Below are 26,634 nucleotides of genomic sequence, written 5' to 3'. Positions count from 1 at the left end.
GGTCGAGTCCACGCTCACCATGCTCCAGTCGATCCGGCCGTCCGCGTCGGCGTCGGTCTGCACGGCCCGGAGGATCCTGTCCCAGGTGCCGTCCGCCGACCAGCGTCTGTGCCGCTCGTAGACAGTCTTCCAACTGCCGAACCGCGGCGGCAGATCCCGCCACGGAACACCCGTCCGCAGGCGGAAGAGAACCCCGTTGATCACCTTGCGGTGGCTCGTCCAACGCCCGCCCCGCTGCCCCGTCGCGGGCAGATGCGGCTTCAGACGAGTCCACTCCGTATTCGTCAGATCGCCTCGTCCCATGTCCATGGAAACGTCCACGAGGACGACACCACTCAATCAGTGATCCGCCGGACAGAACCTAGGGGGTCTGTAAGGAAGATCCATTCGACGCCCTGCTGCCGTGCCCCTTCAACACGGAGTGCACCGGCCAGGCGTGGGCGCCGGTCTACTCGGTCATCGACCTGCCGAAGGCACTGACCGGAGCCACGGACAGCGACCCGGACATCGTCTGCACCGTCCACGGCGACGGGGTCGACGGCCAGGACGACGACCCCGAGAAAACCGCCGGCCGCGAGCCGCGGGAACTGGAAGCGGACGCCGGGTGAGCAGCCGCCCCCGGCGTCAACCTGATCGACTGGCGGGCGGAACCACACCGGATCGCGCTCCTGGTCGCCTCCCCGCCCGGCAAGGAAATCCGCTTGCCGCACACGGCGATCCGGTCCGCCTTCGGCATCGACGACCCGTCCCGACTGGTCATCGAGAGCGACGACATCCGGCAGGGCGCCGCTCCGTCTACAAGACGAACCCACTGATGAAGGTCCGCAAGGCCACCGTCGAAGTCCTGACGATGGACGACAAGGACTCTGGCACCGCGCCGGGCCGGGGCGGTCGCCGTGGTGCGTCATCACCGCAAGCACGAGAGGAGATGGACGTCATGACCCACCCGTACTGCGAGGTCGACGTCCCGATACGGGCACCGAGCCCCGCAAGGACCTCGCAGCACACGTGGAGCACGAGGTGACCGAGCGGTGGCAGCCCCGGATCCGCGCCCAGGCCGAGAAACGGGCCGCCACCACCGACGGCATCGCCGCCGAGGGCCTCCAGGAGCTCTACATTCAGGACGGCCGCGGCCGCGCCACCGGGGTCCTGGTGGAGTACAGCGACGCGGTACACGTCGAGTTCGACCTCTGACCCGCCAGCACGCCGTCCGCCCGGCAAGAGGCCCCCGGCTTCGCTACGTCGGCGAGGCAGGCGGCTCCCCGGGCACCACCGGCTTGTTCACACACTCGAAGGCGTCCGCCACCACCTTGGCGGAGTGCAGCAGATGGGTGAGATGCACCCGGGCGTCGGTGTCACCGGTGAGCGTGTCCGTCATCAGTCCCTCGATCGGTACCTCGCTCTCCTGCTGCGCGGGTGTGCCGGCAATTTTGCAGCGCACGTACACGCGGTAGCGCGTCGCTCCGTCGGCGTCCTCCCCATGGACCAGCCTGACGTCGGAGTTGACCTCGGTCACGGTCTGCGCGGGGCTGACGTCCGACGCCTTGTCGAAGGGCTCGTCGAAGGGGAAGTAGGAGGGCCCGTACCGCACCTCGAACCGCCCGGCGCCGCCGGTTGTCCGGCAGAGGTCCGCCCTGAGGAACGTACGGGCTCCGCTCTCGTCGGGGCCCCAGTTCTCCACCTGCCGGTGGAACAGCGAGCGCGCCTTCTTCAGATCGTCGCCGGCTTCCGGACGGGACTCGCCGCCCGTGCGGTCCTTCAGCCACGCCATCCCGGCGTCGCCCAGAAGCGCGTCGCAGGCGGAACCGACGGCGGTGGCCGGGGGTGGGTCCTCCTTGTTGCCGTCCTCGTCGGCGGTGCAGGCACCCGCCCCGAGCAGAACAACCGCCAGGGCGGCCGGCGTGAGTTGCCGTCGCAGGGTCACCACCCCCGCGCGGCTTCGGTGCCGCCGAGCCGACCGCCGTCGTTGTACCGGCCCTCGGCACGCTCGGCCAGTTTCCGGATGTCGTCATCACTCATTCCCTGCGCCTCGGCGTAGTTCAGGAGAGGTGTCATGGCGTTTCTGCTTCCGTCGTACTTGGCCTTGTCGATGCCGGCGACCGAATCGTCGAAGTTGTCGAACTCGTGGTCCTTCAGCCACTGCATGGTGTCCGTGGAGACCTGGGTGTTGATGGCCCCGCCGACCGTCTCGATGGCCAGCGGGACGGCGACCATTGCCAGCGGGCCGGTGGGCACGATCAGCGCGGTGGCCGCGCCGACGCCCACGCCGACCGCGGCCTCGGCCGCGAACTTGCGCCACTCGCCCTGCTTCTCGAGCTCGAGGTTGCGCTGGTCCTTGTCGTCGGCGAACTCCTTGCCTATCGCCTCGGCCCGGGCCTGGTCCAGCAGACCGTGCATCCTCGCGCTGTTCACCCCGGCGTCCAGCGCGTCCGACTGGTTGCCCTGGGCGGCCATCGAACTCGTCCCGAAGACCTGCTGGGCGGTGGCGACGGTCTCGTACGAGCCCTCGTCGGAGGCCAGGGCCCGCAGGAAGTTCTTGCTGCCCGTCTCACCGAAGTCACGCAGGTGCTGCTCCTCGGAGTTGTACAGAGCGTCCCTGCCCGAGGCTGCTCCGGTGCCGCCCCAGTCGGCCATGGAGTAGTTGAGGCTGTCGATGTGGCCGGCCGCCATGTTGGCCAGGCTGTCGCGGATGCCGTCCTGCTTGTCGATCACGTCGGCCGACGTGTAGTGGTCCACGACCCGGTCCATGAGGAGGGTGCGCTCTTCGCGGGCGGCGATGGCGTCCGCGCTGTCGAGGGGCGGGATCGACGGGGTCTTGTCGTCGTACGCGTACCCGAGCGTCCCCGCTTCCAGGGCGTGACCGAGGTTCTTGAATCCCGTCGTCTTGCCGTCCTCGTCGGTCGGCCACTCTCGTGCGCCTTCCCCACCCTTCTCGACGAGGTAGTCCCAGTTGCTCATCGCGTCGTCGCCCTTGCCGGACGATCCGCTGAAGAACTCCAGGGACGCCTCGGGGTTGTGGCCGAGTGCTTCCATCAGGTCGGCGACCGGGTCGCTCTCCGGCTTGGTGGCGCCGGGCGGGTAGGAGAGCTGCGCCGGGTCCCAGTGGCTGTTCCAGAGCTGGTCCGGGCCGCCCAGTACGGGGTCGTCCGACTTGCGCTCGAACTCGAGCAGCCGGGTGCCGTACCTGTTGAGGAAGTCGGTGTCCCACTTTCCTTCGGTCATCAAAGGTCCGAGGACCTTGAAGCCGTACGGGGCGCTGGGGATGCCGCTGCTGGACTTGATGTGGTCGTCGCCCAGTTCGATCATCCGGTCCTTCCACTGCTGCATCTCACGGGAATCGGACCGGCTGGCGTTGGCGAGTGTGATGCCGAGGTTGTCCTGGACCTTGGCAAGTATCTTCGCGCGGTCGCTGCCCGGTTCGGGCGTGCGTCCCTGGCCGGGGTCGGCGATGCTGCGCCAGAACTCGAGTGTGCCGTCGGCGGTCAGCTTGGTCGCGAACCGCTCGGCGAAGGCCGGATTGTCGCGGTGGTACTTCGCGATCTCGTTGAACCGCTTCAGCTCCGCGTCGGTCAACTGGTCGCCCTTGCCCGCGAGTTCGACCATCGCGTCGGCGTCCTCGATGCCCTGCTGGCGGTCGGCGTCCTTGAGCCCGCTGTAGCCCTTCTCGTCGAAGTCGTACTTGCTCTGGGCGTGCTTGCGCAGCGCCCGCGCGGCGATCCGGTCGGTCTCGTTCGCCGCCTCCAGGATCTTTGCGATCTCGGCGGCCGCGCTGTCGACGACTTCCTGGCTCGGCTGTTCCTTGGGGCCGCCCTCGACCTCACGCGGCGGACCGGAGTACATCGCGGTGCCCTTGGCGTCGATGTAGATCCACTGCTTGGCCCACTTGTCGATGGCGGCCTTCAGGTCGTCCTGGTTCTTCTTCAGGTTCGTGGCGGCTTCCTGAAGGATCTTGTGGATACTGCGGGCCTCTGTGACCATGTCGTCGAACTGGCGGGCTGTCGTGGTGGTGAACTCCTTGGTGACGGTGGCGTTGTCGCCCTTCCAGTCCGCGGCGTTGGCCTTGCGCTCGAAGTCGGCCGCGTTGATGCCACCGTCGCCCCCGTCGGCGAGAAGGACAAGTTTGTCCAGCATCTGCTTCCACTGCGTGACAGCGGTGTTCAGCTTGCTGAAATTCAGGTCCTGCAGTTGCTGGCATGTCACCATGTCGTGTTCCCGATTCCCCGTTGCCCTCGTCGTGTGCTGCGGATCTACTTGAACTGGTCGTAGATGCGCGACACGGTCATCGTCTTGCCTCCGGCGTCCTGCATACCCAACACGATCTTCTTCTCCTCCGCCCCGTGCGTGGAGCGCGAGTGGTCGAGGTGGTTGGAGATGTGTCCGCAGGCTTCCCTGAGGGTGCGGAGCTTGGTGTTCCAGGCGTCGTGCACCTCGAGAAGACCGGCACCCATGTCGAGACCGCTGTTGAAGAGGTCGTTGGACGCCTCGAAGGTGGCGACGCGGGCGTGGTCGCCGTCGGTCGCCAGCTGCCCGTGCAGCGAGCGGGCCATGTCGCCCAGCTTGCCCAGCACATCGTCATAAACGGTCAGGTCGGCACCCGAACCGGAGCCGGATGCGGCCAGCTGATTGAGCCGTGTGTGCGCCGAATGTGACGCCGGGGACGCGGCCTTGGCCTGCTCCCACTCATCCCATGCCATGGTTGGCCCCCGCGGTGTCGCCCAATGATCTGTTGTGTCGCTACATGACCGTGCTGGGCCCACCGTAGGTCAATTGCCGAGCGCAAAGGGCCAGTGGGCGGCACCGCGCCAGAGACATTCACGAAGATCCCACAATCGGCCCGGCCGCGGGGAGCCGGTGTTCGTCCTGACGGCCGGGAAACACCCGGCCGGCCTCGGACGCGGGAGACACCGGCGCAGCCGGAAATGCGGCTTGCCCGTCACAGCTGGGACGCGTCACATCGGGCGCACATGCTTGGTGAGCCGGCCCTCCTCGTACAGGTTGGGACGTGAGGGACGGCGGAGAGACGGACACCGCCCAGGGCGCCTCGGGACCCGGCTCCCACGGCAGCAGCGCGGTCGACGCGGTCCCCCGGCGCGCAGAGCAGCGGCAGGCCGGCGAAGACCGTGGCGGCGGCCATGTGGGCGTGCTCGAAGAGCACCGCGGCGACGTGGCCGTGGCGCCGGCACCTCGGCGAAGCCCTGCGGCCTTCGCAGCGCGATCCGGTCGGTGAACGGAACGCCGAGCGCCAACGGGCGGGGGGTGGAGCGCGACGAACGCCGGCCGGTCGGGCACGGCCGCGAGGGTGTCGTCCAGCCACTGCAGTGTCGCCGGTTCCACAGGCCCTCGGAGTGGGCGCTGAGTCTGTTGGTGACCGCGCTGAAGAGAACGAACTGCGCTGTCATGCAACGGCGCCGGCACCGCCCCTTCTTGTCTGAAGAGCCCCGGCTGAACGCCGGCCGAGGACAAACTGAAGGGATCTGACGATGGAGCTCATCGCGGCAGTGCTGCTCGGGTTGCTGGCCTCCAGCCTCAAGAAACTGATCAAGAGTGTGGCCTACCGCAACACGGTCCGGGGAAAGGCAGAACTGATCCAGGCGAAGGGGAGGGCCAGGAAGGCGGAGGCAACGGGCAAGGCGGAGATCATGCGGGCACGTGCCGAGGCGACCATCAACGGCGCCAAGAGGGGCCGGGAGCGGGGGAAGAAGAGTGGCTGAGTCTGACGAGACCTCGTTCGCCGACGTCGTCGAGGCCCTTTACGACAGGAAGGGCAAGGCTCTTGTGAGGTTCACGCACAAGTGCCTGCGCGACGAGAACATTCCTCCCTCGCGCATCAGTGCTGAGGACCTTGTCCAGGACGCCATCGTGACCGCGCTTGTCAACCACAAGAAGGAGCCCATCAGGGACTTGGGGGCTTACCTTCACCAGGTCATCAAGAGGCGGGTTCGCGACGAGAAACGACGCCGGGGGGTGGCCAACCCCATCGACGCTACCGGACACGAAGCAGAACGCCACAAAGTCCTCTGGGTGTCAGAGGTCGACGATGTCGATGGTCGACTGGACGCCGAAGAGGCGCTGCGCAGCATGTCCCCACAGCAGCGGCGGCTGGTTCTCCTGGCCAAAGGCGCCGGTTACTCGCACCAAGAACTCGCTCAACTCACCAATCTGCACAGGGGAACGGTCGCCCAGCACATCAGCAGAGCCACCAAGGTGCTCATGACAGCGATCGGCACCAATGTTGCTGCCGCCATTCTCTGGGGGGGATGGTGCGTCGCGAACGAGTCCATTCGTGTCGCGGCCGCAGAGCCCGGGACGACCCTCGGCGACGTGCGTGACTGGCTGTTGGTGCCGCTGCTGGCCATCGCCACAGGCGCTGCCGTCTTCTTTGCCCTGGAGTGGGCGTTCGGCAGGATGCAACGTGGCGTCGACCGGCGCACCGACGCTCTCAACCGGATGATCGAGGTCACCCACGAGGTGAAGAAACAAGCAGGAGGCCGCACACCGACTCCCGCTGACTATGCAGCCCGGCTCGACATGCCCGAGAAGTGGATCAGCACCAGCACCCTCCGGGTAGGGCGCGTGGACCCCGACTTGGCGGACCACACGGGTTTCGTCCCCCTCTACATCGAGCTCGAACCCGGCTCGCCGGTCAGCGGCATTCGGCCCGTCGAGGAGCAGGGGAACACGATCGTCTTCGAACCGGGCGCGAAGTCCGGCCGCTAGAAATTCTCAGAACGCTGTCATGCAGGACGCCGCTCAACTCCCCTTCCCTGGTGAAAGCCTTCCTACCTGCGCCTTCATATTTATCTAGCTTAATTGACCTACCGGCGAGGGCCCTGCGGCGCTGCGTGATCGGCCTGCGGTCGATGAGGGACAAGGCTCCCTGTTTATCTAGCTAGACTCATGTCATGTCGCTCAAGCCCTTCGTCGTCGCGCTGGAGTCGGACGACTTGGCCATGCTGGACAAGCTCGTAGCCGATGGCCGGGCCAAGGAGCGGGAATGGCTCGAGCAGGCTCGCCGGCGAGCAGGCGTACGGTCGCTGCGAGGCTCTGCTCTCAGCCAGGCGCGTGCCAGGATCAGAACCGAGTTCGCGGAGCTGCGCGAGCGCGGAAAGCTCGCCGGCACCCGCGACCTTGTGGTGAGCCGCGAGGTCCGCGCGGAACTGAAGCGCCGGAAGATGACCGAGGAGTACGAGCCCGTCCCTGCCGAAGACGCCCGGGCCCCGGGTCGCCGGGTCGGCACAGGGCCCCGGCACTACCGGCAGTTCGGCGACGAAGCCACGGCATTCGACGCCCGCATGGCCGTGCGTCTGCCCTTTTCGTTGGGCGAGCAGCTGGTGCGTGCGACGTACTGGACGAGCGCGCCGGCCGTGGAAGCCCTGCGCGCGTGGCACGACCTGTGCAGTGATGGCCAGGAGGTCATGAGGCAAGAAGCCCAGCGGCGCGGCGGTGCCACACTGCTGGACCTGCTCTGCGCCGGCTTCGCCAGACGGCCGTCCGCCGACGAGGTTCTCAACAAGGCTGAACTGCAACAGCAAGTGGTCACCACAGGGGACATCTTCCGCGCGGCAGTCAAGCGCGCGATCCTCTGACGAGCGGCAAGCAAGGTCCTCACCGGGCCAACGGCGGTCGACGAGCAACAGAGTCAGAGCCACGGGGAGGGGAGGGGCGAAGGCGAAGAGGAGCAAGAGGCCCCTGCAAGGAGAATCAGGGCCGGGACCCATCGGCCTCGTTCCTCCGGTCCCAAGAATCGGGCAACTGCCGCCTCACCGATCACCGTGCCGGCTGCCGGGAAAGCCAAGAGGAGTCCTACGCTCTCAGGCCCTCCTCCGAGCTCTGCGGCGTAGGGCGCGGCGAGTCCTTCCGGCAGAACGATGAGGGCAGTTGGTACCCACTGAAGCAGCAGAAGGCGGCGCAGGACTGGGTCGTTGAGGAGTGCCCGGTTTCCGCGGGCTGTCTCGCGGACAATGTCCGATCCGTGTTCCGTGCTGCTGGCCCCTGCAGCTCTCGGTCGGACGAACGCCAGCACCATCGTGATGGAAAGGTCGAACGTTGCGGCATTGATGAACAGTGTCGTTCTCGGCGTCAGGATGATCAGTAGTGCTCCGCCCAGGCCGAAGCCGAGTATCTGGCCGATCAGTTCCAGGTCAACGGCGGATCCCACGGGGAAGCGTCGTTCACGCTGCACTGCTGAGGGCAACCTGGGGGACGCCGCGCCGCCATGCCCGGGGGTCGGTCGGCATTTCCTTGGCCGCGTGCTCAGCGACGGCGACGGACGACCGGATGATGAAGTCCAGGACGGACCCGCGCCCTCCGCCACTCGACTTCCTCGGCAGCCATCGGGGTCTGGACGCTGTACACGTCTCCGACCTGCAGATTGTCCGGCGTGCTGTACTCGCCGTAGGTGCCTATGACGGAGACGGCCACATGGGAATCGGGCTGCCAGAATGTACGGAAATACGGGGCGTTCGCCGGGATTTCCGGGATCTCCAACAGGGGGACGCCGCGCCGCACCAGTAGGCGTTGCAGCTTTTCGAACCGAAGCCTGGGAGTGAACCGCCCGTACCGGGCGCGAAGCGCGTCGTTGACCAGGGTGCGGTCCCGGTACGCGAGCCGGTGCACCTGCAGGGTGAAGTGGTGACCCGACCAGGGGTCGGCGGCGGAAACGCGGTCCCAGTAGAACTCGGCGAGGCCGTAGTCGCGGCACATGCTGCGGTCGCCGAAGGTGTTCTCACTGAAGTCCGACCCAAGGACCTTGGTGACGTGATCGGGAGAATCCGTGGGGCCCACGCCGAGCAAGGTGCCGGTGGTGACGACGTCCACGTAGAACGCCAGGGAGTGCGGAGTCAAAAGCTGATCCTCGGTACGGTGGGTCCAGCATGATGTGGGGTCCAGCGCGATGTGGGGGACGTCCCAACCGGGGTGCACCACCCGGGCCCTCCTGCATGGGAACCGCCGGGACCCGGTCGACCCGGCGAAAACCATACTCCACCCCGGCCGCTTCACCGTCCCAGAACTTCCAGGAGGGTCTTGGCGTGCGGGCGCAGGGCGAAGCCGGTGGATCTGGCCGCCTCTCCCATCCGCGCGATGTTGCGTTCCAGCACATCGATGTCGACGACCAGTGCAGGAGTGGTCAGGCCATCCGGGAAGTCAACGGTCATGTGCCTACCCCGAATCACAGGGTCACGCCTGGGGCGGGGCTCCAGGCATGACTCGCCTTGCGTACGCGGCATGGGTGTCGAAGGTGGGCAGCTGGGAACCACGCGATGGCCGGCCGACGCGGCACTTCGCGAGCCCCTCGTGACACGTGTTGAGAGCGGGCAGGACGCGCGCAGCAACTACTCGCGGACGGCCGCCCTCGCTCTCCGGGCCCCCGTCGCAAGCGGACGGCATGTCGGACGAGGACCACGACAAGATACCGATCCCGGGGCCGGTGACCGGTCCCCCGGCTGACGGGCATGGATGCGCTGCTCCGGACTCGTGCCGCGGACCCCGTGCGGCAGGCGGCGGCCTTCAGGCGAGGAGGCAGGAGGGCAGGAAGGCCGGGTCGGCCGGACCGGTGCGCTCCAGCGCGTGCAGGACCCACTGGTGGACCACCGGGTCATTGGGCGCCTGGTCGTGCTCGATGGTGTTCAGCGGGCAGGCGTCCTGGAGGGTCACATTGGTGACCTCGCGGGCGGATCCGTCCAGGAAGGCACTGGTGTACGGCGTGACAACCTCGTCGTACCTGGTGGTGACAACGGTGTAGGCGGGGCCTGCGGGCGTCTCGTCCTTGGCGTTCAGGTCGGTCAGGAACGGCGACCCGGCCTGCTGCTCGTCGCATGCCGGGCAGGCGCTGTTCTCGGACCCGGCAGGCAGCGGGATCGGGCCCTGTGTGCCGTGGTTGGAGGGAACGATACCGACCAGGTCGTCGACCCTCGTCGCGCCGCCGAGGTTCTTGATGTAGTAGCGGGGCATCATCCCACCCTGGCTGTGTCCGACGAGGTCGACTTTGCGTGCACCGGTGGCCCCGAGCACCGCGCCGACGAACGACTCGAGCTCCTTCGCCGACTCGGCGATGGGTCCCATGGCGTTGCCGCCGTAATTCAGCGCGAAGACGCAGTAGCCCGCGCTCTTGAGCCTGGGGCTGAGCGTCGGCCAATTCTTGGCCATGGTCTCGAACGTTCCGTGCACGAGCACGACCGGGTCGGGATGGTCGGTGCTGGGCTTGCACGACCAGTCATTGGCGCCGGGCGGCGAGACGTCGGTGGTGTCGGCAACGGCGGACGGAAGGGGGTGGGCGACGGTAGCGGCGACCGCGAAAGCGGCGGCGGCAAGGATCGGGCGCAGTTTCGACATGGGTGTCCTTCTGAGGCGAACGGAAGCGAGACCCACAGGTCGTGACTGCGGTGGCTCGGCGGCGGTGTCCGGCTGCCTCTGGAGGACGGTGCTGATCGCGTCCGTTCGCCGGGGCAGCGGGTGGGCTCCCTGAGGGATTAGAAACCCGAACACCGTTCGACAATGTCGTTCGGTGCGGCGATTTTGCGCCGATGTTACTCGGGTGTCAACCCTCTGGGGTTCTCACGGCAGGACCCTTTCCTGCATATCCACCACGAAGATCTGCACCCCGCGCAGGCCTGCCTCACGGGACGGTCGACCAGTCCCGGCATCGACCGCCGCCAGATGGCCGGCCCGCAACGGCGCGCGAAACATGCGGGCGGAATCTCCCAGCGACGCGATGCCGGTCGACCCCTCCCGGAGAACGGCCCGCCTCTGCCCGTCTCACCATGGGCGGGCCACGACCTGGCTTGGACAGACGAGAGCGCGACACCCAAAACGGGCAATTTCCCCCACCCCATGATCCCGGTCACCATCCGAGCCGCACCCCTTGCTCGCAGGTCCATCCCCGGCACCGCCGGGGGCCCGGCCGGCACCCCGCGCCAGCGGATCTTCGACTCGGCCGGTCACCGGCCGGAGCGGCATGGGGCCTCGCTTCCGGGCGACACCACGCACAGCCAGCCGGAGCAGCTCGGGTCACCCGACGAACGCACATCACGCGACCTCCACGGGATCATGGTCGGCGACGGCCGCCGACCGGCGGGGAAATCGATGCGCGCTGCCCAGAGGAGGCCGGTGTCCCGGCCGGGCGCTGGAGGGGCCGGGGCCTGGCCGCGCTCGGACTCGTGGCGGGCGACGTCGTGACCGAGCGGCAGGCCGAACTGCTCCCGGGTGAAGGAGAGCACCCGGACGCCGACCGGATCGAGCACGATCCCCCGACAGAGGGGCTGACCCCGGAGGCCGCGCGGCGGGCGACCGTCCCAGGGCGGCCGATCAAGCACGCCGACTCCCCCAGTGCTCGCACTCGATCCGGTGTTTTCGGGCACCGCCGCCACCCAGGTGCTGTGGGCACCGGTCGACGCGAGGACCGGCCATCGCGAGACGAGGAGTGGGACATGGCCCTGGAGATGCGCGACCTGCGAGCGCTGCACGATGGCGGGACTGCCGCACGTCGCCCCGGCTCGCATCTGTTCCTACGAGTGCAACTTCTGCGTGCCGTGCACCGAGGCCACGGCGGTCGTCTGCCCGAGCTGCGGCGGGAGCCGGTGGCCAGGCCGCGCCGGACGGCGATTGCCTGATGAGTCGTCAGGGCACATGCGCGAAGCGCCCGTTCCCCCCTTGCCGGCGGGAACGGGCGCTTGTGCAGGGCGGGCGCTCACCCCTGGAGCTTCAAGCCCTCGGGTGAGGTGAGTCCCTTGTCGGGGTGGGCACGGAACGTCGCCGTCCAAGTGGTGGGCGGGCAGGACGTGCCGTTGGGGTGCTGCTCCGTCAGCCTCGCCCGGGTGCTGTCCTCGACGACCGTGTCACCGCTCTTCGCGGACGTCACGGTGAGCCGCACCGGCACGGTGGACGCACCGATGTCGTCGGGGAGTCGGACCGACAGCGAGGCGAACGGGTCGTCGGGGCTGCCCGATGTCCGCTCCGCGCAGGTGGCGTCCACGCACAGCCGGATCCTCGCCGCGTCCCGGCCGCCGAAGTCGGCGGGCCGCCACACGGCGGTGACCTGCGAATCCGCGTCGGCCTGGGTGCACGACGTGTCCTGGCCGAGGAACGAGCATCCGGTCAGGGCCGCCGCCATCAGCGGTGTGAGAAGGGCGCGGCGCATGTCAGTACGACGCTACCGTGCCGGGGAAGGCGCTGTTGGCCAGCCCGATGTCGGTGAAGTACAGCCAGCAGGGGTCGAAGTACCCACCGCTGTTGTCGCTTCCGCCACCACCGCCGCCGGAGAGGATGCCCTTGGCGTAGGCCTGTCCGCTGCTGTCGACGGTGTACACCGGGGCGCCGGAGTCGCCCTTGATGGTGCAGGCTCCGGACGTCTTCTTGGCGACGACCATGTTCTTGGCGGTGGTTCCGCCGGAGTAGTTGATGGTCGCCTGGGTCGCGGTCACCGTCCATCCGCACAACTCGCCGGTCATCATGCCGCCCGTGCAGACCTTGTCACCGCTCTGCGCCCAGCGCCCCCAGTAACCGTGGACGAGCCGCGACGAGCTGGACCATTTGCCGCCCTTGTAGATCCGGGGCGTCGCGGCGCTGTCGCTGTTGACCCGGTACAGCGACAGGTCACCCGAGTAGTAGCTCTGGCCGGAGAGCTTCACGGAGCCGTACCCGTTCTTCCAGTTGTCCCGGACGACGGGGCCGATGTAGTCGCTTCCGCTGGGGTTCGTGATGGCCCCGTTGCCGGTGGTGCAGTGGCCCGCGGTCACCATGTACCACTTGCCGTCGTACCGCCAGGCGAAGCCCGCCGTGCACCAGACCGTCGAGCTGGTTGTCAGGTACGACTTGATGCGCGACCCGCCGTAGTAGGGCGAGGTGTCGTTCTGGCGGTCCGCCAGGGGTTCCACCACGTCGGCACCGGGGGTGAGGCTCACGGCGACGGTGTCGGTGCCGTACCGCTCGCCCAGGGCCGTGACCAGCTCCGGGGCGGCCGCCTCTGTCTCCACGACGACACGGTTCTCCGCGGCGTCCACGAACGCGACGTGCAGTCCGCTCACGCCGGGCAGTTCCGCCTCCGACAGCTGGAGGACCTCGTCGCGCACGGACTCCAGCGCGGTAACGCTGTGCTCCACGACTTCGGTGCGCGGGGCGACCTGCTCGGTGACGGTCGGCCCGGCGGGGGCGGGAGTGGTCTCCGTGGCGTCCTCCGGCATCGCGAACGACCCTTCGCCGGTGGTCTCCACGGACCCGTCGGCGGGCGGCGCCGGAGTCTCCGCCTCGTTGGGCTCGGTGTCGGGCTTGGTGCCGTCCTCCGTGTCCGCTGCGGGCAGTCCGCTGCCCTCGTCGGCCGGGGCCTGAGTCACCTGGATCGGGGCGGACGCCGCGTCGGCCGAGGCCGACTCGACGACCGGCGCGACCAGTTCACCCGTCGCCGGGTCGACGTAGGGCGGGGCGAAGGCGTCGGGGGCCTCCGCCGCGCGGGCCGCGGCCTGATCCAGGGCGTACGCCTGGGCGGGTTCCGACTCCTGCATGTCGTCGCCCAGGCCGCCCTCGATGACCTCGACACGGTCGACGATCGCCGAGACCGGTTCGGCCGCGGGCGGTGAGTGGGCGCCGCCGAAGCGGGCGCCGATCTGCAGTCCGCCGCTGCCGGACAGGGACGAGGTGTCCCACAGCAGCTTCGGCGCCCCACCGCCGGTGAGCGGCACCGGCCACGTCACGGCGGTGCCGTCGGCGCGGGTGACCTGGGAGGCAGGGATGATTTCCCACGGGTCGGCCACCGATGCCCGCTGGAGGAAGGTGACGTCCGTCAGCGAGGCCGGGGCGCTGACCGCGAGGTCGACCGAGCCGACGAGCACCTCGCCGTTGGCGGGCGCGGTCACGGCCGCCCGTCCGACGTGGAAGGCGCGTTCGGTCGCGGCCGAGAGGTTGCCGGCCCGGTCCGTCGCGGTGACGACGAGCTGGTGGCTGCCCTCGGTGGCGGGGGTGATCGGCAGCTCCACCGGCCCGCCGGTGGTGGTGACGGTCTGCGCGGTGCCGCCGTCGACCGTGTACGTCAGGCTCCGGGTGTCGGTGCCGTCGGGCGTCAGCGTGAACGTCCCGGTCTCCTGCGCGCCGCCGGCCCACGCGTCCGACGGGTAGGCCGTGGAGGTCACGGCCGGGGCGCCGGGCGCGGTGGTGTCGACGGTGAAGCGGTAGTGGGAGGTTGCCCCGCCCGTGCCGTTGCCGTCGATGCCGCGCACATGCAGGTACCAGGTGCCCTCGGTGCGGGTCGTCGTGTACGAGGTGCCGGTCGTCTCGGCCGTGCTGTCGGGCACGGTGTCGGCGGTGCCGTCGACGACGATGCTGTATCCGGCGGAGGCGCCGGAGGGCGCGGTCCAGGTCGCGCTGAAGGAGCCGCTCTTGTACGCGCCCGTCTGGTCCGGGTGCGTGGACGAGCTGATCACTGGGCTCGGCGGCAGCGTCATGTCGACCCGGAACGGCAGATGCGCGGCGGTGGACGACCAGTTGCCCGCCTGGTCCTTGGCCCGCACGTGCAGGTACCAGGTGCCGTCCGCGTCGACGGTGGTCGTGAACTTCGTCGACGTCTGCACGGTGCCGGTGGTGGCCGGCAGGGTGTCCGCGACGCGGTCCACGGTGACCACGTAACCGGCGACACCGGAAAGGTCCGTGGGCGCCGACCAGCTGAAGGCCGCAGTGCGGTTGGCGTACGCGCTGGTCGTCACGGGGTGCGTGGAGGAGACCAGGCCGCCGGGCGCACCCGGTGCGGTGGTGTCGACGTTGAATCCGCGGTGCTGGGTCGGGGACCACAGCCCCGCCTTGTCCTGGGCGGCCGCGTGCACCCACCAGGTGCCGTCGGTGCGCCCGGACGAGTTCACGTCGGCCGTCGTCTGCGTGACGGTGGTTCCGGCGGCGGTCGTCGGGCTCTGGTCGAGCTTGACGGCGTATCCGGTCACGCCGGAGGTGTCCGTCGCGGCGAGCGTGCCCGTGAAGGTGGTGGCGTTGTACCAGGCCGACGCGGAGGGGTGGCTGGTGGAGGTGATGGCCGGGGCGGACGGGACGGTGGTGTCGACGGTGAACGTCTGCCACGCCGACCAGGCCCCGGTGTCGGTGCCGTCCGACGCCCTGGCCCGCCACTTGTAGTCGCCCGGCGCCAGGGTGCCGGACGTGTGGGTCGCCACCGCACCGGAGGCCACGGAGGCGGACGTGCCGGACTGCAGGGCCGCGGTCCCGTTCGCCGCCCAGACCTCGAAGGTCAGCGTGACGGCCTGGGCGTCGGCGTCGGTGGCCTTGGCGGACAGGGTGGGGGTGGCGTCCGAGGTGTAGGTGCCGGACAGCGGCGAGACGGCCGTCGCGGTACCGGGCTTGGAGTTGTAGGTGACCGTCAGCGAGGGCTCGTAGGCGGCGTTGTGCGAGCCGTCCGTCTGGTTCGCCGAGTGGTAGCGGCGCCAGGTCAGCGGGTCCGTCTCGTCGACGGCCGCGATCCGCACGCCGTGGTTCGGCTGGCCGTCGGCCCAGGCCTGGACGATCCCGTCGATGTCCCAGGAGACGTGGCCCGCAGGGCAGCTGGAGGTGTAGCCCTTGGCCGCGGTGGAGGTCACGGCGCCGGTCGAGGTGGTCGTCGGCTGCTCGGCCCAGGTGATGGCCGACGGGTCCCAGGCCGAGGTGATACGGCGTATCTGGTTGCCGGAGTTGGTGGTGCTGCACGTGGACGAGTAGTACGAGTACAGGCGCAGGTCGGTGTCGAGGACGTGCTTGCCGGCGTACTTCGCCACGTCGAACTTCAGGTACGAGCGGGCCTTCTCGGTGCCGTTGTAGGTGCCGGCCTTCAGCTCGGTCGAACCGCGCTGCGAGGTGAGGTAGTCGTCGTACTGGACCCACGTGTCGGTCACCGGGCCGAGCAGCGAGTCGGTCGGATCGATGGTGACCGGGTACTCCAGGTCCGGGTCGGCGAGGAACTCCGCGTCGGGCTCCAGGACCAGGACCTGGTCGCCGGTGTCCGCGTCCCGCTCGACGGTGACGTCGATGGCTGCGAGGTCCTCGGGCTCACCGGAGACGCGCTCCTCCCCCGATCCCCACATGACCGGCAGCGGTGCGGTTGCCACCGTACGGCCCCTGTTGTCGCTCCAGCGCAGCCGTTCGTCGGCGGTCTCGTGCAGGGTCAGCCCGTCGGCCGAGACGGGCAGCCGGTAGCTGACCGGGCCGTCGGGGCGCTCGTGCAGGACGACGGAGTGGGAGAAGCCTTCCTTGAGGGCGGTCACCACGAGGTCGCCGCCCTCGACGGCGTCGGGGTAGACGGCGGTCGGGCCGTCCAGTCGCGGCTCGGGCAGCTCGCCGGACCATTCGAGGCCGAGCGTCCGGCTGCCGCGGGAGACCTCGGCCAGCGGCCGGCTCGAACCGCCGCCGGAGAAGGTGATGTCGGCGGCGGCCGTCTTCGGCCGCACCACACCGTTCTCGACCACGAGTGTGGTGTCGATCGGGCGCCAGCTGCCGTCCGGCTGCTTGACCCGGATCGGGCCGGTGTACGCCTCGACGGTGGTCGTTCCGTCGGCGTTGGCCCAGGTGGTGGTCGACTCGGTGCGTTCGGACACGATCTCGGTCCGTGCCCGGGGCGTCTGCTGCACCGCCGGGGCATCGGCGGACGGGCCGGCGTCCTCTGCGAAGGCGGGCTCACTGAGCAGCGGCAGAGGGGCGCACACGAGAGCGGCCAGCAGGGCCGCCGCCAGGGCTCGTTGCTTCCGACGGGGTCTTCGCCCGCCCAGGGCAGGGTCGGTCGACACGGAGGGGTGCACAGGGTTCCTTCCAGTCATCTTGGCTGAAGATCGGCTGAGCTTAGGCCTGCGCATGTCACACCAACAAAGGGAATGCATTGTTCCGGTTCCGACGGCCACAGTTGACCGATCGTTCGGAGACCTCGCGACCGTCGTTTTGGTCGTCCTGCTCGACTTCGACCATCCGCGCAACTGGCTGCGCCGCCGCCGGATCGCGCCCCGCATCGCCCCCCGCGGCATCGAACCTTCCAACCGCCTGGGCCGGCATCGCTGGGTCGTTGAACGGAGCATGTGCCGGCTCAACGGATGCCGCCGCCTGCACCGCCGCTACGAGCGCAAGGCCGAGCACTTCCTCGCCTTCGTCCGCATCGCCGGCAGCCTCATCCGCTACCGCCGCTGCACCAACTGGGACGGCGTCCCAGTGCTCATGCGGCGACCGTCCGGAGGGCGTTGCGCTCCGGCCCGTGTGCGGAGGCGATGGCTCCCTGTGCCTCGCGCTCGCCCTGGCCGACTTGGCGCGCGGCCGCGAGAACCAGCCGGTGACGTCGGCTTCGCTCAACTCGCCACCGGCAACGAGCTGTCCGAGGGCGACGGAGATGTAGAGCGCGCTGTTGTGCTCGTGCGGGCCGGAGCCTGTGACCCGCTCCACTTCGCCACTGACCGCGGACCGTAGAAGGCGCTGCGCTGTCCGTGGACCGTGAGCGCGACAGTGATGGGCGTCTGCGGGGGCAGCGAGGGGGACACACGACCTGGGCGCCGGCCTCGCGCTTTCACGAAGCGACCTCTCCGGCAGACAACCAGGTAAGCGGAAGGTGCCTCAAGGCGCATTTGAGCTCTCGGTGGGGACGGCGCCGGCATGCCGAAAAGCGGTTGACCTGTGGTGAATGATGAGATCGTGATCTCCAAGGAACGCGCCGTCGATCTCGTCGAGTCCTTCCTGGCCACAGAGCTGCCGACGCGGCCATGGAGCGGGCCTGCCTTCACGCCTGACATCTACCACGTGCAGGAACGCGCGGTCGGCTGGCTCGTCTTCTGGCGCTCGGCGGAGCAGGCCCACGCCCGTGACGTGCGCGGCAGCTTCGTCGGCGGCCACTACCTGGTGGACCGGCACGACGGGAGCATCCACTACGTGACCGCCCTCTGGTGGGAGGAAGAGGGCTGGGAGGAGCAGTACCTCCTGCAGACAAAGGGCATCAGGCAGCCTGATCCACTGGCCTCCACCGTTCGCGCGCTCGTCCACTCCGCCGGCGTCGTGGCCGCGATGAGCCACCTGCGCAAGCAGGCCCCGCGGCTGAGCTTGCAGGAAGCAAGGGCCTACGTCACGACCGTTCAGGACGGTGCCGAACCACCGGAAGAGCTGGCAGGCCTTACCCTGAAGGAGCCGAAGTGGCCGCCCCTGCCCATCGAAACGGTTGCTGGTCCGGTCCAGTAGAGGTCTGGCCGAGGGGTCGAGGCCGAGACCGCGTTACTGGTCCACTTCGGGTGAGTCGGCCCCGGGCCGGCAGGTACGCATGCTGAAACGGTCGCCGACCGTCCCACGAAGGCGCCGGTGGTGGCAGCCGCGCAGCAGTTCCTGGACGAGCGGCTGAATTGGCTGCCCGGCTGGTGGTTCGCCGACATCGCGATTGCCCCGTTGGCAGTGGAGATCGACGGCACACTTCGGTCCCATCCGCTCCGACGGAAGCAACGACTCCAGCAGAGCCCCTGCTCGTCCGTCAGGTCCGACGGATACCCACCCCCAGCCCCGCTCACAACAAGTTCAACGACCACACCAGCCCAGCGACACGTCAGATCTCGAAACACGGTCCCAGACGCGCCACCACCCGATCGGCGGCCATTCAGCAATGGTTCAAGGGGCATCAACAGGTATCTTGCAATGGTGGTTGATCACCGTCTCGCACAGGGTCGGCCGGAAGGTGCTCCATGGAGAACAGGTTCCCTTCCTCGGCTGTCCCTGCCTTCAGGCACTCGGGTCACGACTCCCCGAACAAGGTGCAAAAGCAGCCGGAACATCGGGATCTCGGCGCGGCCCGCGGTTCGCCAAGTCGTCGGTGTCGTCCCTGAGCAATGCGACGGTAAGAAGGAGGAGCGTTGTTCAGAACACGCGGTAGGACCAGATGGAAGCTGTTCTCCATCCTCATGCTGCCGAGCCTCGCCGCCAGTGCGGCACTGCTGGTTGCCGTAGCCCAGGGTGCGCTTGCCGCGTCGTTCCTCATCTCCAACCAGAAATTCAAAGTGACCGCCGACCGCATCGAAGTCACCGGGGCGATCCAGTACGGTGCATTCGACAAGCGGTACGACGGAAAGGTCGTCCCTGTCACAGTAGCCGGTGCAGCGCACTCGACGTCCTACGGCGTCTGCCAGTCCACGGTTCAGCGCATTCCGCTGATCGGCAAGGTGACCGTCAGGGTGACCGCAGAAAGGGTCACGTCACAGGACTCGTACTCGGATGTGATCCAGGCGCATCAAGGCACCGTCACAACCAAGAACTCCAGAACCGGCATCGCCGTCGGGGTCGCCACGAAGGGGCCCGGCGTCAGGCCTGGGGACAACGTCTCCCCCACAAGCGCGGCGCAGGAGTCCGACTCGTCCGTGGTCACTGATTCAAGGTCGATCGTGGTGGCGACGAGCGCCAGGGTCACCAAGACCATTGGCAGCAGTACGAGAATCTACAAGGGTGTCAACGAATGCTTCTGAAGGAAGGGACGACGAGGAAGCTCTGCTTCCGGGCGCTTTTCCATCCCCTCCGTAAGAGACGCTCTCCCGGGGCGCATTCCATCGACTCCGATGTCCTGAAACGTGGCCATCATCTGCTCACGGCCTTCCGGCAACGCTTCGGCGACTGGCGCGGGAGCAGGCCGTTCTGGGGCGGGCTCCTTACGATGCTGGGCGGGGTGCCGATCGTGTATTTGCCGTACGCAGCACTCACCCTGGACACTCTCGCCATCCGGATCGCCACCACCGCAGGATCCGGCTCACTGGTCATCGGCGTACTCCTCGTCGCACTCGGTATGATCATGTGGTTCCAGTCACACTTGCGGGTGTTCGCCGGCGTGGCGGCCACCGTGCTCGCCCTGCTGTCCATCCCGATGTCCAACCTCGGCGGACTCCTCATCGGCCTCCTGCTAGCACTGCTCGGCGGAACCCTGTCCATCGCCTGGACACCTGGCCGGTCCGCCCCGACCGCCTGAACTGAAAGCAATCCCCATGCGGCCGGGTTGAGCAGGGTGCCGCCGCCAAGGATCCGACAGGCGATCGCGAACACAAGTCCACCGCTCCTGAAACTTCTCGGTCCGGCCATCGCCCGAGGCTCTCCCGGAAGCCGTGCCGCCACGACGGACCGCGCAGTACCTGCCTCATGCCGCGGATCGCGAAGGAACGGATGGTCGTGGGGCCGACATGGCTCCGGCTCCCTCGGCGAGCTTTCAGCCGTTCTTCCGCTCCAACGGGCAATCAGCCCCGCATGTACGCCCACGACGACTCACGCGGTTCGGTCCTCGCGAACCAATGCCCGAACCGCTCGTGCAACTCGGCCGGCTCCGCCGACCATTCCCGGGCATCCGCCCGCGTGGTCTCCCACCCCAATGCCCGCCCGAGGGCGCGACGGTCGTCTGCGCCGACGAACTCGGACCGATGAGCCCACGCACGTTCCCGCCGGCGCCGCCGACGAAGGTGGAGCTGCCGAACAGGTCGTCGCCGGTGGCGGTGTCGGGTCGGGCACAGGTTCACGCCTCCTACTGCGCGTCGATCTCGGCGATCAGGGCCTCGATACGGGTCTTGATCTCGTCGCGAATGGGACGGACGGCTTCGACGCCCTTGCCGGCAGGGTCTTCGAGGGCCCAGTCGAGGTACTTCTTGCCGGGGAAGATCGGGCAGGCGTCGCCGCAGCCCATGGTGATGACGTAGTCGGACGCCTGGACGGCCTCGGTGGTCAGGACCTTCGGCGTGGCGGCGGAGATGTCGACGCCGACCTCCTTCATCGCCTCGACGGCGGCCGGGTTGACCTGGTCGCCCGGGATGGAGCCGGCGGAGCGGACCTCGATCCGGTCGCCGGCCAGGTGGGAGAGGAATCCGGCGGCCATCTGGGAGCGGCCGGCGTTGTGGACGCAGACGAAGAGCACGGAGGCGAGCGGAGCGGTGGTCATCGGTTCTTCCTTCAGGGCAGGGATGAGCATGGTGCGGGGGACGGGAAGCTTCAGTTGCCGGGCGGCAGGGTGTCCAGCAGGTCGGTGATACGGGCGTCGATCGCGTCGCGAATGGAACGCGACGACCGCGGTCGGCGCGACGTCGAGGTCCGGGACGGGCCAGTCCAGGTAGCGACGGCCGGGCGCCACGGGGCAGGTGTCGCCGCGCCCCATGTGATCACGATGTCGGCGGCCTGGACGACCTCGTCGGTCAGAGGCTCGGGGTAGACCTCGTCCAGTGCGACGCCCGCCTCTGCCAGCAACTGGACCACGTGCGGCTCGACGGCCCCGGCGGGGTGGGTGCCGGCGGAGGAGACGATCACGTCCGCCCCGGCCCGGTGGGCCGGCAGGGCCGCCGCCATCTGCGAGCGGCCGGCGTTGTGACTGCACGCGAACAGCACAGGCCGTCCGCCGTCGGCCGGGCTCTCGACCTGCACCGGCGCGTCCAGGCGCTCGGCGGCGAACCGCTCCTCGAGCACGACCAGGTACGTGCGCACGTGCGGGTTCGCTGCGGGCTGCCCGTAGGAATCGGCGCTCAGCCGCTGCACCTTCTCCACGGCGTACCGGCGCCGGCGCACGGCGAGGCGGGCGGCACCGGCCGGGAGGCGTTCGGCGAGCAGTACCGGGTGCGAGGACGCGGTCATGGTGAGAACCCCCTTCGGCGGGTTCAAAGAGGTCATCCCCGGCTGGTATCAGCAGCGGGTGATGTGAGAGTATCAGCCCATGATGACGTCAGTCGACACTGACCTGATTCGGGTGCTGGCCGACCCGCTCAGGCTCCGGATCGTGACCCTGCTCGCCCGCGAGACGCTGTGCACCACCCACCTCGTCGAGGAGACCGGTGCCAAGCAGACCAACCTCTCCAACCACCTGAGAGTGCTGCGCGAGGCCGGGGTCGTCGAGACCGAGCCCTGCGGCCGGTTCACCTACTACCGTGTGCGCCCGGCCGTCATCGAGACCCTCGCCGACCAGTTCGCCGACCTCGCCCGGACCGCGCGCGCCACCGCAGAGGCGAACGCCAAACGGTCCTGCCCGTAAACCTTCCGCATCCTGCCTCACAGCCTTCCGCGCCGTGCCTCACCTGCCCGAGGAGCCCCTGCCTTGACCGCCACCGAGCCTGCTGCGAGCGACGCCGCAGCCGCCGACACGTCGCCGCAGCCCGCGCCCGGCGCCAGTCCGCCCCGTACGCCGCTGTTCGCCCGCGCCGCCGCCGAGCTCGTCGGAACCGCAGCCCTGGTCGCGGTCGTCGTCGGCTCAGGCATCCAGGCCACCGAACTGACCGACGACGTCGCGCTGCAACTGCTCGCCAACTCCACCGCCACCGTCCTCGGGCTCGGCGTCCTGATCGTTCTGCTCGGCCCGGTCTCCGGCGCGCACTTCAACCCCGCGGTCACCCTGGCCGAGTGGTGGACCGCCCGCCGCGGCGGCGGGGGTGTGAACGCGCGCGAACTGGCGGTGTACGTGCCGTCGCAGATCGTCGGCGCGATCGCGGGCGCGGTCCTCGCGGACGCGATGTTCGGCGAGCCGCTGGTGAAGTGGTCCACGCACGACCGCTCGGCAGGGAACCTGCTCCTCGGCGAGGTGGTGGCCACCGCCGGCCTGATACTGCTGATCTTCGGCCTGGCCCGCACCGACCGGCTCCGCTTCGCGCCCGTCGCGGTCGCCTCCTACATCGGCGCGGCCTACTGGTTCACCTCCTCCACCTCCTTCGCGAACCCCGCGGTCACGATCGGTCGCGCCTTCACCGACACCTTCGCGGGCATCGCCCCCGCCTCCGTCCCGGCGTTCATCGGCATGCAGCTGATCGGCGCGGTCGTGGGGCTGGCCCTGGTCGCGGTCGTCTTCATGCAAGGCAGGACGACCACCGAGTGACACAGGCCGCGGACGTGGTGGTGATCGGCGGCGGCCCGTCGGGCCTCGCCGCCGGCTGCCACCTGCGCCGCCTCGGCGTGGACTTCGTGATCCTCGACGTCCAGGCCACGCCGGGCGGCGCATGGCAGCACACCTGGGACTCGCTGCCGCCACCCTCATCGGTGTCGGCCGCCCCGCCCGTTACGCCGCCCGTCGGATCGCGGCGCTGCTGCGGGTTTGACCTTCAAGCCGACTTGCTGGTGCACGTTCGAGGCATGAGCATTCTGCGGATCTCCCGGCCGGCCGAACGCTCCGGCGTTCGCCCGTCCACGCTGCGGTTCTACGAGTCGGCGGGACCGTTGCCGGCCAGGAACGCGCCATGCAGATCGGGCAGCAGGCCTTCGGCCCGCTCCTCCAGGACGACTTAACACGGCAGCGGCCGGTGAGAGAGCGCCCCTGAGCGGGCATCATTGAAGCCCGGGGTGACGAGAGCGCGGGCAGGCCATGACGACCGAGAACTCCATGGACCGGCAGGCCGTGTACGAGGACTACGAACGCGCCCGCCGGACCTATCACCGACTCCTCGACACAGCCTCGAAGGACGACCTGGCCCGGCCCACCCGCGGCACCAAGTGGACCAACGAGCAGCTGCTGTGGCACATGCTCTTCGGTTACATGGTCGTCCGGGCGCTGCTGATCCTGGTCCGTGTCTTCGGCCGGCTCCCGCGCAGTACGAGCAAGGTGTTCGCGCGGGTGCTGAACGCGGCTACCGTGCCGTTCGACCTGGTCAACCGCGCCGGTCCGTGTGGGGCGGTGAAGGTGTACGGGCCGCGCCGCATGGCCGCCGCGTTCGACCGGGTCACAGGCTCCCTGGAGCGCCACCTGGCCGGGGAGTCCGAAGGCGACCTGACACGCGGCATGCACTACCCCGTCCGCTGGGACCCCTTCTTCCAGGACTACATGACCCTGGCGGACATCTACCGCTACCCGACGCAGCACTTCGACTTCCACCACCGCCAACTCACCCTCGGCGGCGGGAACACGGTCGACTGATCCGCGGACTCCGGCGCTCCAACAAGATCACGTCCCGCCACATGCCGTACCGGCGGCCGATACGTTCGCGGGTGCCGTTGATCCGGAAGCCGGCCCGCCCGCGGACGGCGAGGCCGACGGCGTTCTCGGGGAAGATGCCGGACTGGATCGTCCAGAGTTTGGCCGCCTCGGTGGACTCGACGAGCGCCTCCAGCAGCACGGAGGCGACGCCCCGGCCCCGAGCATGGGGGTGAACGTATACCGAGTGCTCGACGACACCGGCGTACTCGCAGCGGTCGGAGACCGTGGCGATGACCGACGTCACGTGCTCCACGAGACCCAGATTAGATGCATGTCTATGTTGACCTTCATCGAAACAGATGCGATGCTGGTGGTGCAAGCGCGAGGGCCGGCCGGGCCTGCTCCGGGCGGGTGGGCCGAGCCGAGACCGCGCAGGCCGACGGTGGCGGCTGCGCCGCCCCCGCCACCCTCAAGATCGGCATCGGCGCCCCGCCCCCTCCGGCGGCTGCTGCCTTTCACCCGCCCACCCCAACAGGAGGACCGTCATGTCACGCATACAGCTCGCTCTGCGCGTCCCCGACCTCGATGCGTCCGTCGCCTTCTACACGAAGCTCTTCGGCACCGAGCCGGCCAAGCTCCGTGACGGCTACGCCAACTTCGCCATAGCCGAGCCTCCGCTCAAGCTCGTCCTCATCGAAGGCACGACGGGCGAGGACACCCGCATGGACCATCTCGGCGTAGAAGTCGAAAGCACCGAGGCCGTCCACGCCGCCACCACCCGCCTGAGCGAGGCAGGCCTCGCAACAGCAGAGGAGAGCGACACCAGCTGCTGCTACGCCCTTCAGGACAAGGTCTGGGTCCACGGCCCCGGCCAAGAGCCGTGGGAGGTGTACGTCGTCAAGGCCGACGCCGACAGCCTGACCAAGCAAGAGGGCAGCACGTGTTGCTCCAGCCCGGCGACCGCAGACACCGATGCGCTCGAACCCGTAACCGCCGGCAGCTGCTGCTGACGCCGCGTGGTGGCGGCGAACAGGGCGCCTCCGATGGCCTGCCAGAGCGGCGGGTCCGCCGCACTCGCAGTGCCGAAGAAGGCGGTCAGACCGTGAGAACGACGATGCCCAGGGCGAGCAGGGTCAGCCCCTTGACCGACTCGGCGGCCACGTAGAAGTGGTGGGCACGGGAGCGCGGCAGGGTCTCACCGGCGAGCACGCGGCCAGAACGGCGGTTGAGCTTTGGCCGGATCAGCAGCAGTTGCAGGCCCAGCAGCAGCACCGTGGCTCCCGTCAGGACGGATACGGACGGGGGAGGGCCGCCGACCGCCACGGCCGCGATCAGCACGGAGGCGAGCACGATCTCGACGCGATTGAGCGCCCGGAAGATGATGCGGCCGATGCCGAGCCCGATGGGGACGGTCACGCCGGGCGCCCGGAACTTCAACGGCGCTTCCAGGAAGGAGATCGCCAGGACCATTCCGAGCCAGACGAAGGTGACTGCGGCAGCCACAGCGGCAGACGGGGGGTTCATGTACTGCCCTTCCTTCTCGCTCCCTGCCCGGTCTACTCGCCGCCCAGCCAGAGGTCGGGGCCGAAGACTTCGTAGTGGACCGCCTGTGCCGGCAGGCCCCGGCGGAGCAGGTCGCTGCGTACCGCGCGCATGAAGGGCAGCGGGCCGCACAGGTACGCGGTCAGCCCCTCGGGGAGATTCAGCGCGCTCACATCGGCCCGGCCGGCCCGCGCCTGCGGCGCGCTCTCGCCCGGCTCCTCGTACCACAGGTGCAGCCGGCCGTCCGGGAGCGCCTGGACGAGTCGGCGCTGCTCCTCACGGTGGGCGTGGTCGGCGGGGGTGCGGTCGGCGTGGACGACAATCACGGAGCGGGCCGTGCCCTGGGCGGCCAGGTGGTCGAGCATGGACAGCATCGGCGTAGTGCCGATCCCGGCGGACGCCAGCAGCAGGGGCCCGTCGCCCTCCGGCAGGACCAGGTCGCCGAACGGCGCGGACACGGTGAGCACGTCACCGGCACGGGCGTGCTCGTGGAGCCAGGAGGAGACCTCACCCTCCGGCCCCCCGCCGTCCCGGACGCGCTTGACGGTGATGCGCCACTGCGGGCCGCCGGGGGCCCGGGAGAGGCTGTACTGGCGTATCTGGCGGGCGCCGTCGGGCAGTTCGACCTGGACGCTGACGTACTGGCCCGGGCGGAAGGAGCCCGCGGGGCTGCCGTCGGTGCGGCGCAGGACGAAGGAGACCGCGTCGGGGGTCTCCTCCCGTCGCTCGACGATTTCCATCTGACGCCACGTCTCGCCCTCGGCTGTGCGGGCCTCTTGGTAGAGCTGGGCCTCACAGGCGATCAGCGCGTTGGCCATCAGCCAGTAGACCTCATCCCAGGCCGCGGCCACTTCAGGGGTGACGGCAGCGCCGAGGACGTCGCCGATGGCGGAGAACAGATGCCGGTGGACGAGCTTGTACTGGTCGGAGGTGATGCCGAGGGAGGCGTGCTTGTGGGAAATCCGGGCGAGCATCGCGTCCGGCCGGGACTCGGGGTGTTCGAGCAGCATGCCCGCGAAGGCCGCGATGGAGCCCGCCAGCGCCTTCTGCTGGTCGCCGTTGGCCTGGTTGCCCCGGTTGAACAGGTCCCGCAGCAGCTCGGGACGGTCGTCGAAGAGTTTGGCGTAGAACAGTTCGGTGATCTCACCGATTGCGGCGCCGACGGCGGGCAAGGTAGCGCGGACGACCGGGGTGGACTGCTCGGAGAGCACGGCGACTCCTGAACTGGTAGATGATCTTCGCATTTAGAGGTGTGGATGATCTGCGCG

At 69.0% G+C, this 26,634-nt stretch carries 24 protein-coding genes and 4 pseudogenes; 14 read left to right on the top strand and 14 right to left on the bottom strand.

From position 1 onward, the window contains the following. A partial coding sequence (locus IE198_RS27085; RefSeq protein WP_189891145.1) for an IS5 family transposase occupies positions 1–303 on the bottom strand: 303 nt, incomplete at its 3' end. 705 nt (positions 304–1,008) lie between these two features. On the opposite strand from IE198_RS27085, the gene IE198_RS27080 reads away from it, so the two are divergent. Continuing rightward, the gene (locus IE198_RS27080; RefSeq protein ID WP_189891122.1) at positions 1,009–1,194 is read left to right on the top strand and encodes a hypothetical protein; all 186 of its coding nucleotides are present in this window, start codon (positions 1,009–1,011) and stop codon (positions 1,192–1,194) included. 43 nt (positions 1,195–1,237) lie between these two features. On the opposite strand, the gene IE198_RS27075 is transcribed toward IE198_RS27080, so the two are convergent. From IE198_RS27075 to IE198_RS27065, 3 genes are read right to left on the bottom strand one after another with little or no spacing between them, the layout of a single operon-like run. Next, complete coding sequence (locus IE198_RS27075; RefSeq protein ID WP_189891120.1) at positions 1,238–1,924, bottom strand: hypothetical protein; 687 nt, start codon at positions 1,922–1,924, stop codon at positions 1,238–1,240. Continuing rightward, positions 1,921–4,203, bottom strand: a complete 2,283-nt coding sequence (locus IE198_RS27070; protein WP_189891118.1) for a hypothetical protein — start codon at positions 4,201–4,203, stop codon at positions 1,921–1,923. Before IE198_RS27070 ends, IE198_RS27075 begins: the two co-directional genes overlap by 4 nt. 44 nt (positions 4,204–4,247) lie before the next feature. Continuing rightward, complete coding sequence (locus IE198_RS27065; protein ID WP_189891116.1) at positions 4,248–4,694, bottom strand: hypothetical protein; 447 nt, start codon at positions 4,692–4,694, stop codon at positions 4,248–4,250. A 786-nt stretch (positions 4,695–5,480) separates the two neighbouring features. On the opposite strand from IE198_RS27065, the gene IE198_RS27060 reads away from it, so the two are divergent. The 3 genes from IE198_RS27060 (at position 5,481) to IE198_RS27050 (ending at position 7,586) form a co-directional block, all read left to right on the top strand. Beyond that, entirely contained in the window at positions 5,481–5,711 is a 231-nt protein-coding gene (locus tag IE198_RS27060; protein WP_189891114.1) for a hypothetical protein, read from the top strand. Beyond that, positions 5,704–6,717, top strand: a complete 1,014-nt coding sequence (locus IE198_RS27055) for an RNA polymerase sigma factor (RefSeq protein WP_189891112.1) — start codon at positions 5,704–5,706, stop codon at positions 6,715–6,717. The genes IE198_RS27060 and IE198_RS27055 overlap by 8 nt, the downstream gene beginning before the upstream one ends. A 185-nt stretch (positions 6,718–6,902) precedes the next feature. Then, positions 6,903–7,586: a hypothetical protein gene (locus tag IE198_RS27050; protein WP_189891110.1), complete on the top strand. Its 684-nt coding sequence runs from the start codon at positions 6,903–6,905 to the stop codon at positions 7,584–7,586. Between the two features lie 667 nt (positions 7,587–8,253). Here the strand turns inward: IE198_RS27050 and IE198_RS27045 are convergent. The 3 genes from IE198_RS27045 to IE198_RS27035 form a co-directional block, all read right to left on the bottom strand. After that, a complete protein-coding gene (locus tag IE198_RS27045; protein ID WP_189891108.1) occupies positions 8,254–8,844 on the bottom strand; it encodes a hypothetical protein in 591 nt (196 codons plus the stop codon). A 152-nt stretch (positions 8,845–8,996) separates the two neighbouring features. Continuing rightward, positions 8,997–9,155 (bottom strand): hypothetical protein, encoded by a 159-nt coding sequence (locus tag IE198_RS27040; protein WP_229834375.1) that lies wholly within the window; start codon positions 9,153–9,155, stop codon positions 8,997–8,999. A 352-nt stretch (positions 9,156–9,507) separates the two neighbouring features. Next, positions 9,508–10,332: an alpha/beta fold hydrolase gene (locus tag IE198_RS27035; RefSeq protein ID WP_189891106.1), complete on the bottom strand. Its 825-nt coding sequence runs from the start codon at positions 10,330–10,332 to the stop codon at positions 9,508–9,510. 1,131 nt (positions 10,333–11,463) lie between these two features. Between IE198_RS27035 and IE198_RS36420 the strand changes: the two genes are divergently transcribed. Further along, on the top strand, positions 11,464–11,721 hold the full coding sequence (locus IE198_RS36420) for a DUF1272 domain-containing protein (RefSeq protein ID WP_308426862.1): 258 nt from the start codon (positions 11,464–11,466) through the stop codon (positions 11,719–11,721). Here IE198_RS36420 and IE198_RS27025 read toward each other — a convergent pair. Further along, complete coding sequence (locus IE198_RS27025) at positions 11,687–12,136, bottom strand: hypothetical protein (RefSeq protein WP_189891104.1); 450 nt, start codon at positions 12,134–12,136, stop codon at positions 11,687–11,689. The genes IE198_RS36420 and IE198_RS27025 overlap by 35 nt on opposite strands. 1 nt (position 12,137) lies before the next feature. Continuing rightward, positions 12,138–16,745: a DNRLRE domain-containing protein gene (locus tag IE198_RS36180; protein ID WP_268246503.1), complete on the bottom strand. Its 4,608-nt coding sequence runs from the start codon at positions 16,743–16,745 to the stop codon at positions 12,138–12,140. Between the two features lie 163 nt (positions 16,746–16,908). Between IE198_RS36180 and IE198_RS35585 the strand changes: the two are divergent. The 4 genes and pseudogenes from IE198_RS35585 to IE198_RS27000 form a co-directional block, all read left to right on the top strand. Further along, positions 16,909–17,142, top strand: a pseudogene (locus IE198_RS35585) (IS5/IS1182 family transposase); the annotation flags it as partial. Between the two features lie 474 nt (positions 17,143–17,616). Continuing rightward, complete coding sequence (locus IE198_RS27010) at positions 17,617–18,168, top strand: hypothetical protein (RefSeq protein ID WP_229834373.1); 552 nt, start codon at positions 17,617–17,619, stop codon at positions 18,166–18,168. A gap of 659 nt (positions 18,169–18,827) precedes the next feature. Further along, positions 18,828–19,433: a DUF6230 family protein gene (locus IE198_RS27005; RefSeq protein WP_189891099.1), complete on the top strand. Its 606-nt coding sequence runs from the start codon at positions 18,828–18,830 to the stop codon at positions 19,431–19,433. A gap of 95 nt (positions 19,434–19,528) precedes the next feature. Next, positions 19,529–19,918: pseudogene (locus IE198_RS27000) on the top strand (DUF6114 domain-containing protein); the annotation flags it as partial. 552 nt (positions 19,919–20,470) lie between these two features. Here IE198_RS27000 and IE198_RS26995 read toward each other — a convergent pair. Next, positions 20,471–20,881 carry an arsenate reductase ArsC gene (locus tag IE198_RS26995; protein ID WP_189891095.1) on the bottom strand — a complete coding sequence of 137 codons (411 nt, stop codon included), beginning with the start codon at positions 20,879–20,881 and terminating at the stop codon, positions 20,471–20,473. 50 nt (positions 20,882–20,931) lie between these two features. Further along, a complete protein-coding gene (locus IE198_RS26990) occupies positions 20,932–21,600 on the bottom strand; it encodes an arsenate-mycothiol transferase ArsC (RefSeq protein ID WP_229834371.1) in 669 nt (222 codons plus the stop codon). 43 nt (positions 21,601–21,643) lie between these two features. Between IE198_RS26990 and IE198_RS26985 the strand changes: the two genes are divergently transcribed. From IE198_RS26985 to IE198_RS26970, 4 genes and pseudogenes are all read left to right on the top strand, one after another. Beyond that, positions 21,644–21,958: an ArsR/SmtB family transcription factor gene (locus IE198_RS26985; protein ID WP_189891093.1), complete on the top strand. Its 315-nt coding sequence runs from the start codon at positions 21,644–21,646 to the stop codon at positions 21,956–21,958. Between the two features lie 63 nt (positions 21,959–22,021). Continuing rightward, positions 22,022–22,792, top strand: a complete 771-nt coding sequence (locus tag IE198_RS26980) for an aquaporin (protein ID WP_189891091.1) — start codon at positions 22,022–22,024, stop codon at positions 22,790–22,792. After that, positions 22,789–22,968 (top strand): annotated as a pseudogene (locus tag IE198_RS26975) (NAD(P)-binding protein); the annotation flags it as partial. The gene IE198_RS26980 and the pseudogene IE198_RS26975, both read left to right, overlap by 4 nt. Positions 22,969–23,275: 307 nt before the next feature. Continuing rightward, positions 23,276–23,824, top strand: coding sequence for a DinB family protein (locus tag IE198_RS26970; protein WP_229834368.1), 549 nt, complete (start codon positions 23,276–23,278; stop codon positions 23,822–23,824). Here the strand turns inward: IE198_RS26970 and IE198_RS26965 are convergent. Further along, a pseudogene (locus tag IE198_RS26965) lies at positions 23,793–24,107 on the bottom strand (GNAT family N-acetyltransferase); the annotation flags it as partial. The gene IE198_RS26970 and the pseudogene IE198_RS26965 sit on opposite strands and share 32 nt — an antisense overlap. A 262-nt stretch (positions 24,108–24,369) precedes the next feature. On the opposite strand from IE198_RS26965, the gene IE198_RS26960 reads away from it, so the two are divergent. After that, a complete protein-coding gene (locus IE198_RS26960; protein WP_189891087.1) occupies positions 24,370–24,834 on the top strand; it encodes an ArsI/CadI family heavy metal resistance metalloenzyme in 465 nt (154 codons plus the stop codon). A gap of 85 nt (positions 24,835–24,919) precedes the next feature. Here IE198_RS26960 and IE198_RS26955 read toward each other — a convergent pair whose 3' ends face one another. Together IE198_RS26955 and IE198_RS26950 are read right to left on the bottom strand one after the other, a co-directional pair. After that, complete coding sequence (locus tag IE198_RS26955) at positions 24,920–25,348, bottom strand: hypothetical protein (protein ID WP_189891085.1); 429 nt, start codon at positions 25,346–25,348, stop codon at positions 24,920–24,922. A gap of 32 nt (positions 25,349–25,380) precedes the next feature. Continuing rightward, positions 25,381–26,577, bottom strand: coding sequence for a globin domain-containing protein (locus tag IE198_RS26950; RefSeq protein WP_189891083.1), 1,197 nt, complete (start codon positions 26,575–26,577; stop codon positions 25,381–25,383). Positions 26,578–26,634 lie beyond the last annotated feature (57 nt).

This window comes from Streptomyces xantholiticus (genome assembly GCF_014651015.1).
In the GTDB taxonomy this organism is placed as follows: Bacteria; Actinomycetota; Actinomycetes; order Streptomycetales; family Streptomycetaceae; genus Streptomyces; species Streptomyces xantholiticus.
This window is presented reverse-complemented; position numbering and strand designations above follow the sequence as displayed.

What these genes read in the sequence shown, in the direction of transcription:
- IE198_RS27070 (WP_189891118.1), bottom strand. Translation starts at nt 4,203, where the DNA reads ATGGTGACATGCCAGCAACTGCAGGACCTGAATTTCAGCAAGCTGAAC.
- IE198_RS27065 (WP_189891116.1), bottom strand. Translation starts at nt 4,694, where the DNA reads ATGGCATGGGATGAGTGGGAGCAGGCCAAGGCCGCGTCCCCGGCGTCA.
- IE198_RS27060 (WP_189891114.1), top strand. Translation starts at nt 5,481, where the DNA reads ATGGAGCTCATCGCGGCAGTGCTGCTCGGGTTGCTGGCCTCCAGCCTC.
- IE198_RS27050 (WP_189891110.1), top strand. Translation starts at nt 6,903, where the DNA reads ATGTCGCTCAAGCCCTTCGTCGTCGCGCTGGAGTCGGACGACTTGGCC.
- IE198_RS27040 (WP_229834375.1), bottom strand. Translation starts at nt 9,155, where the DNA reads ATGACCGTTGACTTCCCGGATGGCCTGACCACTCCTGCACTGGTCGTC.
- IE198_RS27035 (WP_189891106.1), bottom strand. Translation starts at nt 10,332, where the DNA reads ATGTCGAAACTGCGCCCGATCCTTGCCGCCGCCGCTTTCGCGGTCGCC.
- IE198_RS36420 (WP_308426862.1), top strand. Translation starts at nt 11,464, where the DNA reads ATGGCGGGACTGCCGCACGTCGCCCCGGCTCGCATCTGTTCCTACGAG.
- IE198_RS27025 (WP_189891104.1), bottom strand. Translation starts at nt 12,136, where the DNA reads ATGCGCCGCGCCCTTCTCACACCGCTGATGGCGGCGGCCCTGACCGGA.
- IE198_RS26995 (WP_189891095.1), bottom strand. Translation starts at nt 20,881, where the DNA reads ATGACCACCGCTCCGCTCGCCTCCGTGCTCTTCGTCTGCGTCCACAAC.
- IE198_RS26990 (WP_229834371.1), bottom strand. Translation starts at nt 21,600, where the DNA reads ATGACCTCTTTGAACCCGCCGAAGGGGGTTCTCACCATGACCGCGTCC.
- IE198_RS26985 (WP_189891093.1), top strand. Translation starts at nt 21,644, where the DNA reads ATGATGACGTCAGTCGACACTGACCTGATTCGGGTGCTGGCCGACCCG.
- IE198_RS26970 (WP_229834368.1), top strand. Translation starts at nt 23,276, where the DNA reads ATGACGACCGAGAACTCCATGGACCGGCAGGCCGTGTACGAGGACTAC.
- IE198_RS26960 (WP_189891087.1), top strand. Translation starts at nt 24,370, where the DNA reads ATGTCACGCATACAGCTCGCTCTGCGCGTCCCCGACCTCGATGCGTCC.
- IE198_RS26955 (WP_189891085.1), bottom strand. Translation starts at nt 25,348, where the DNA reads ATGAACCCCCCGTCTGCCGCTGTGGCTGCCGCAGTCACCTTCGTCTGG.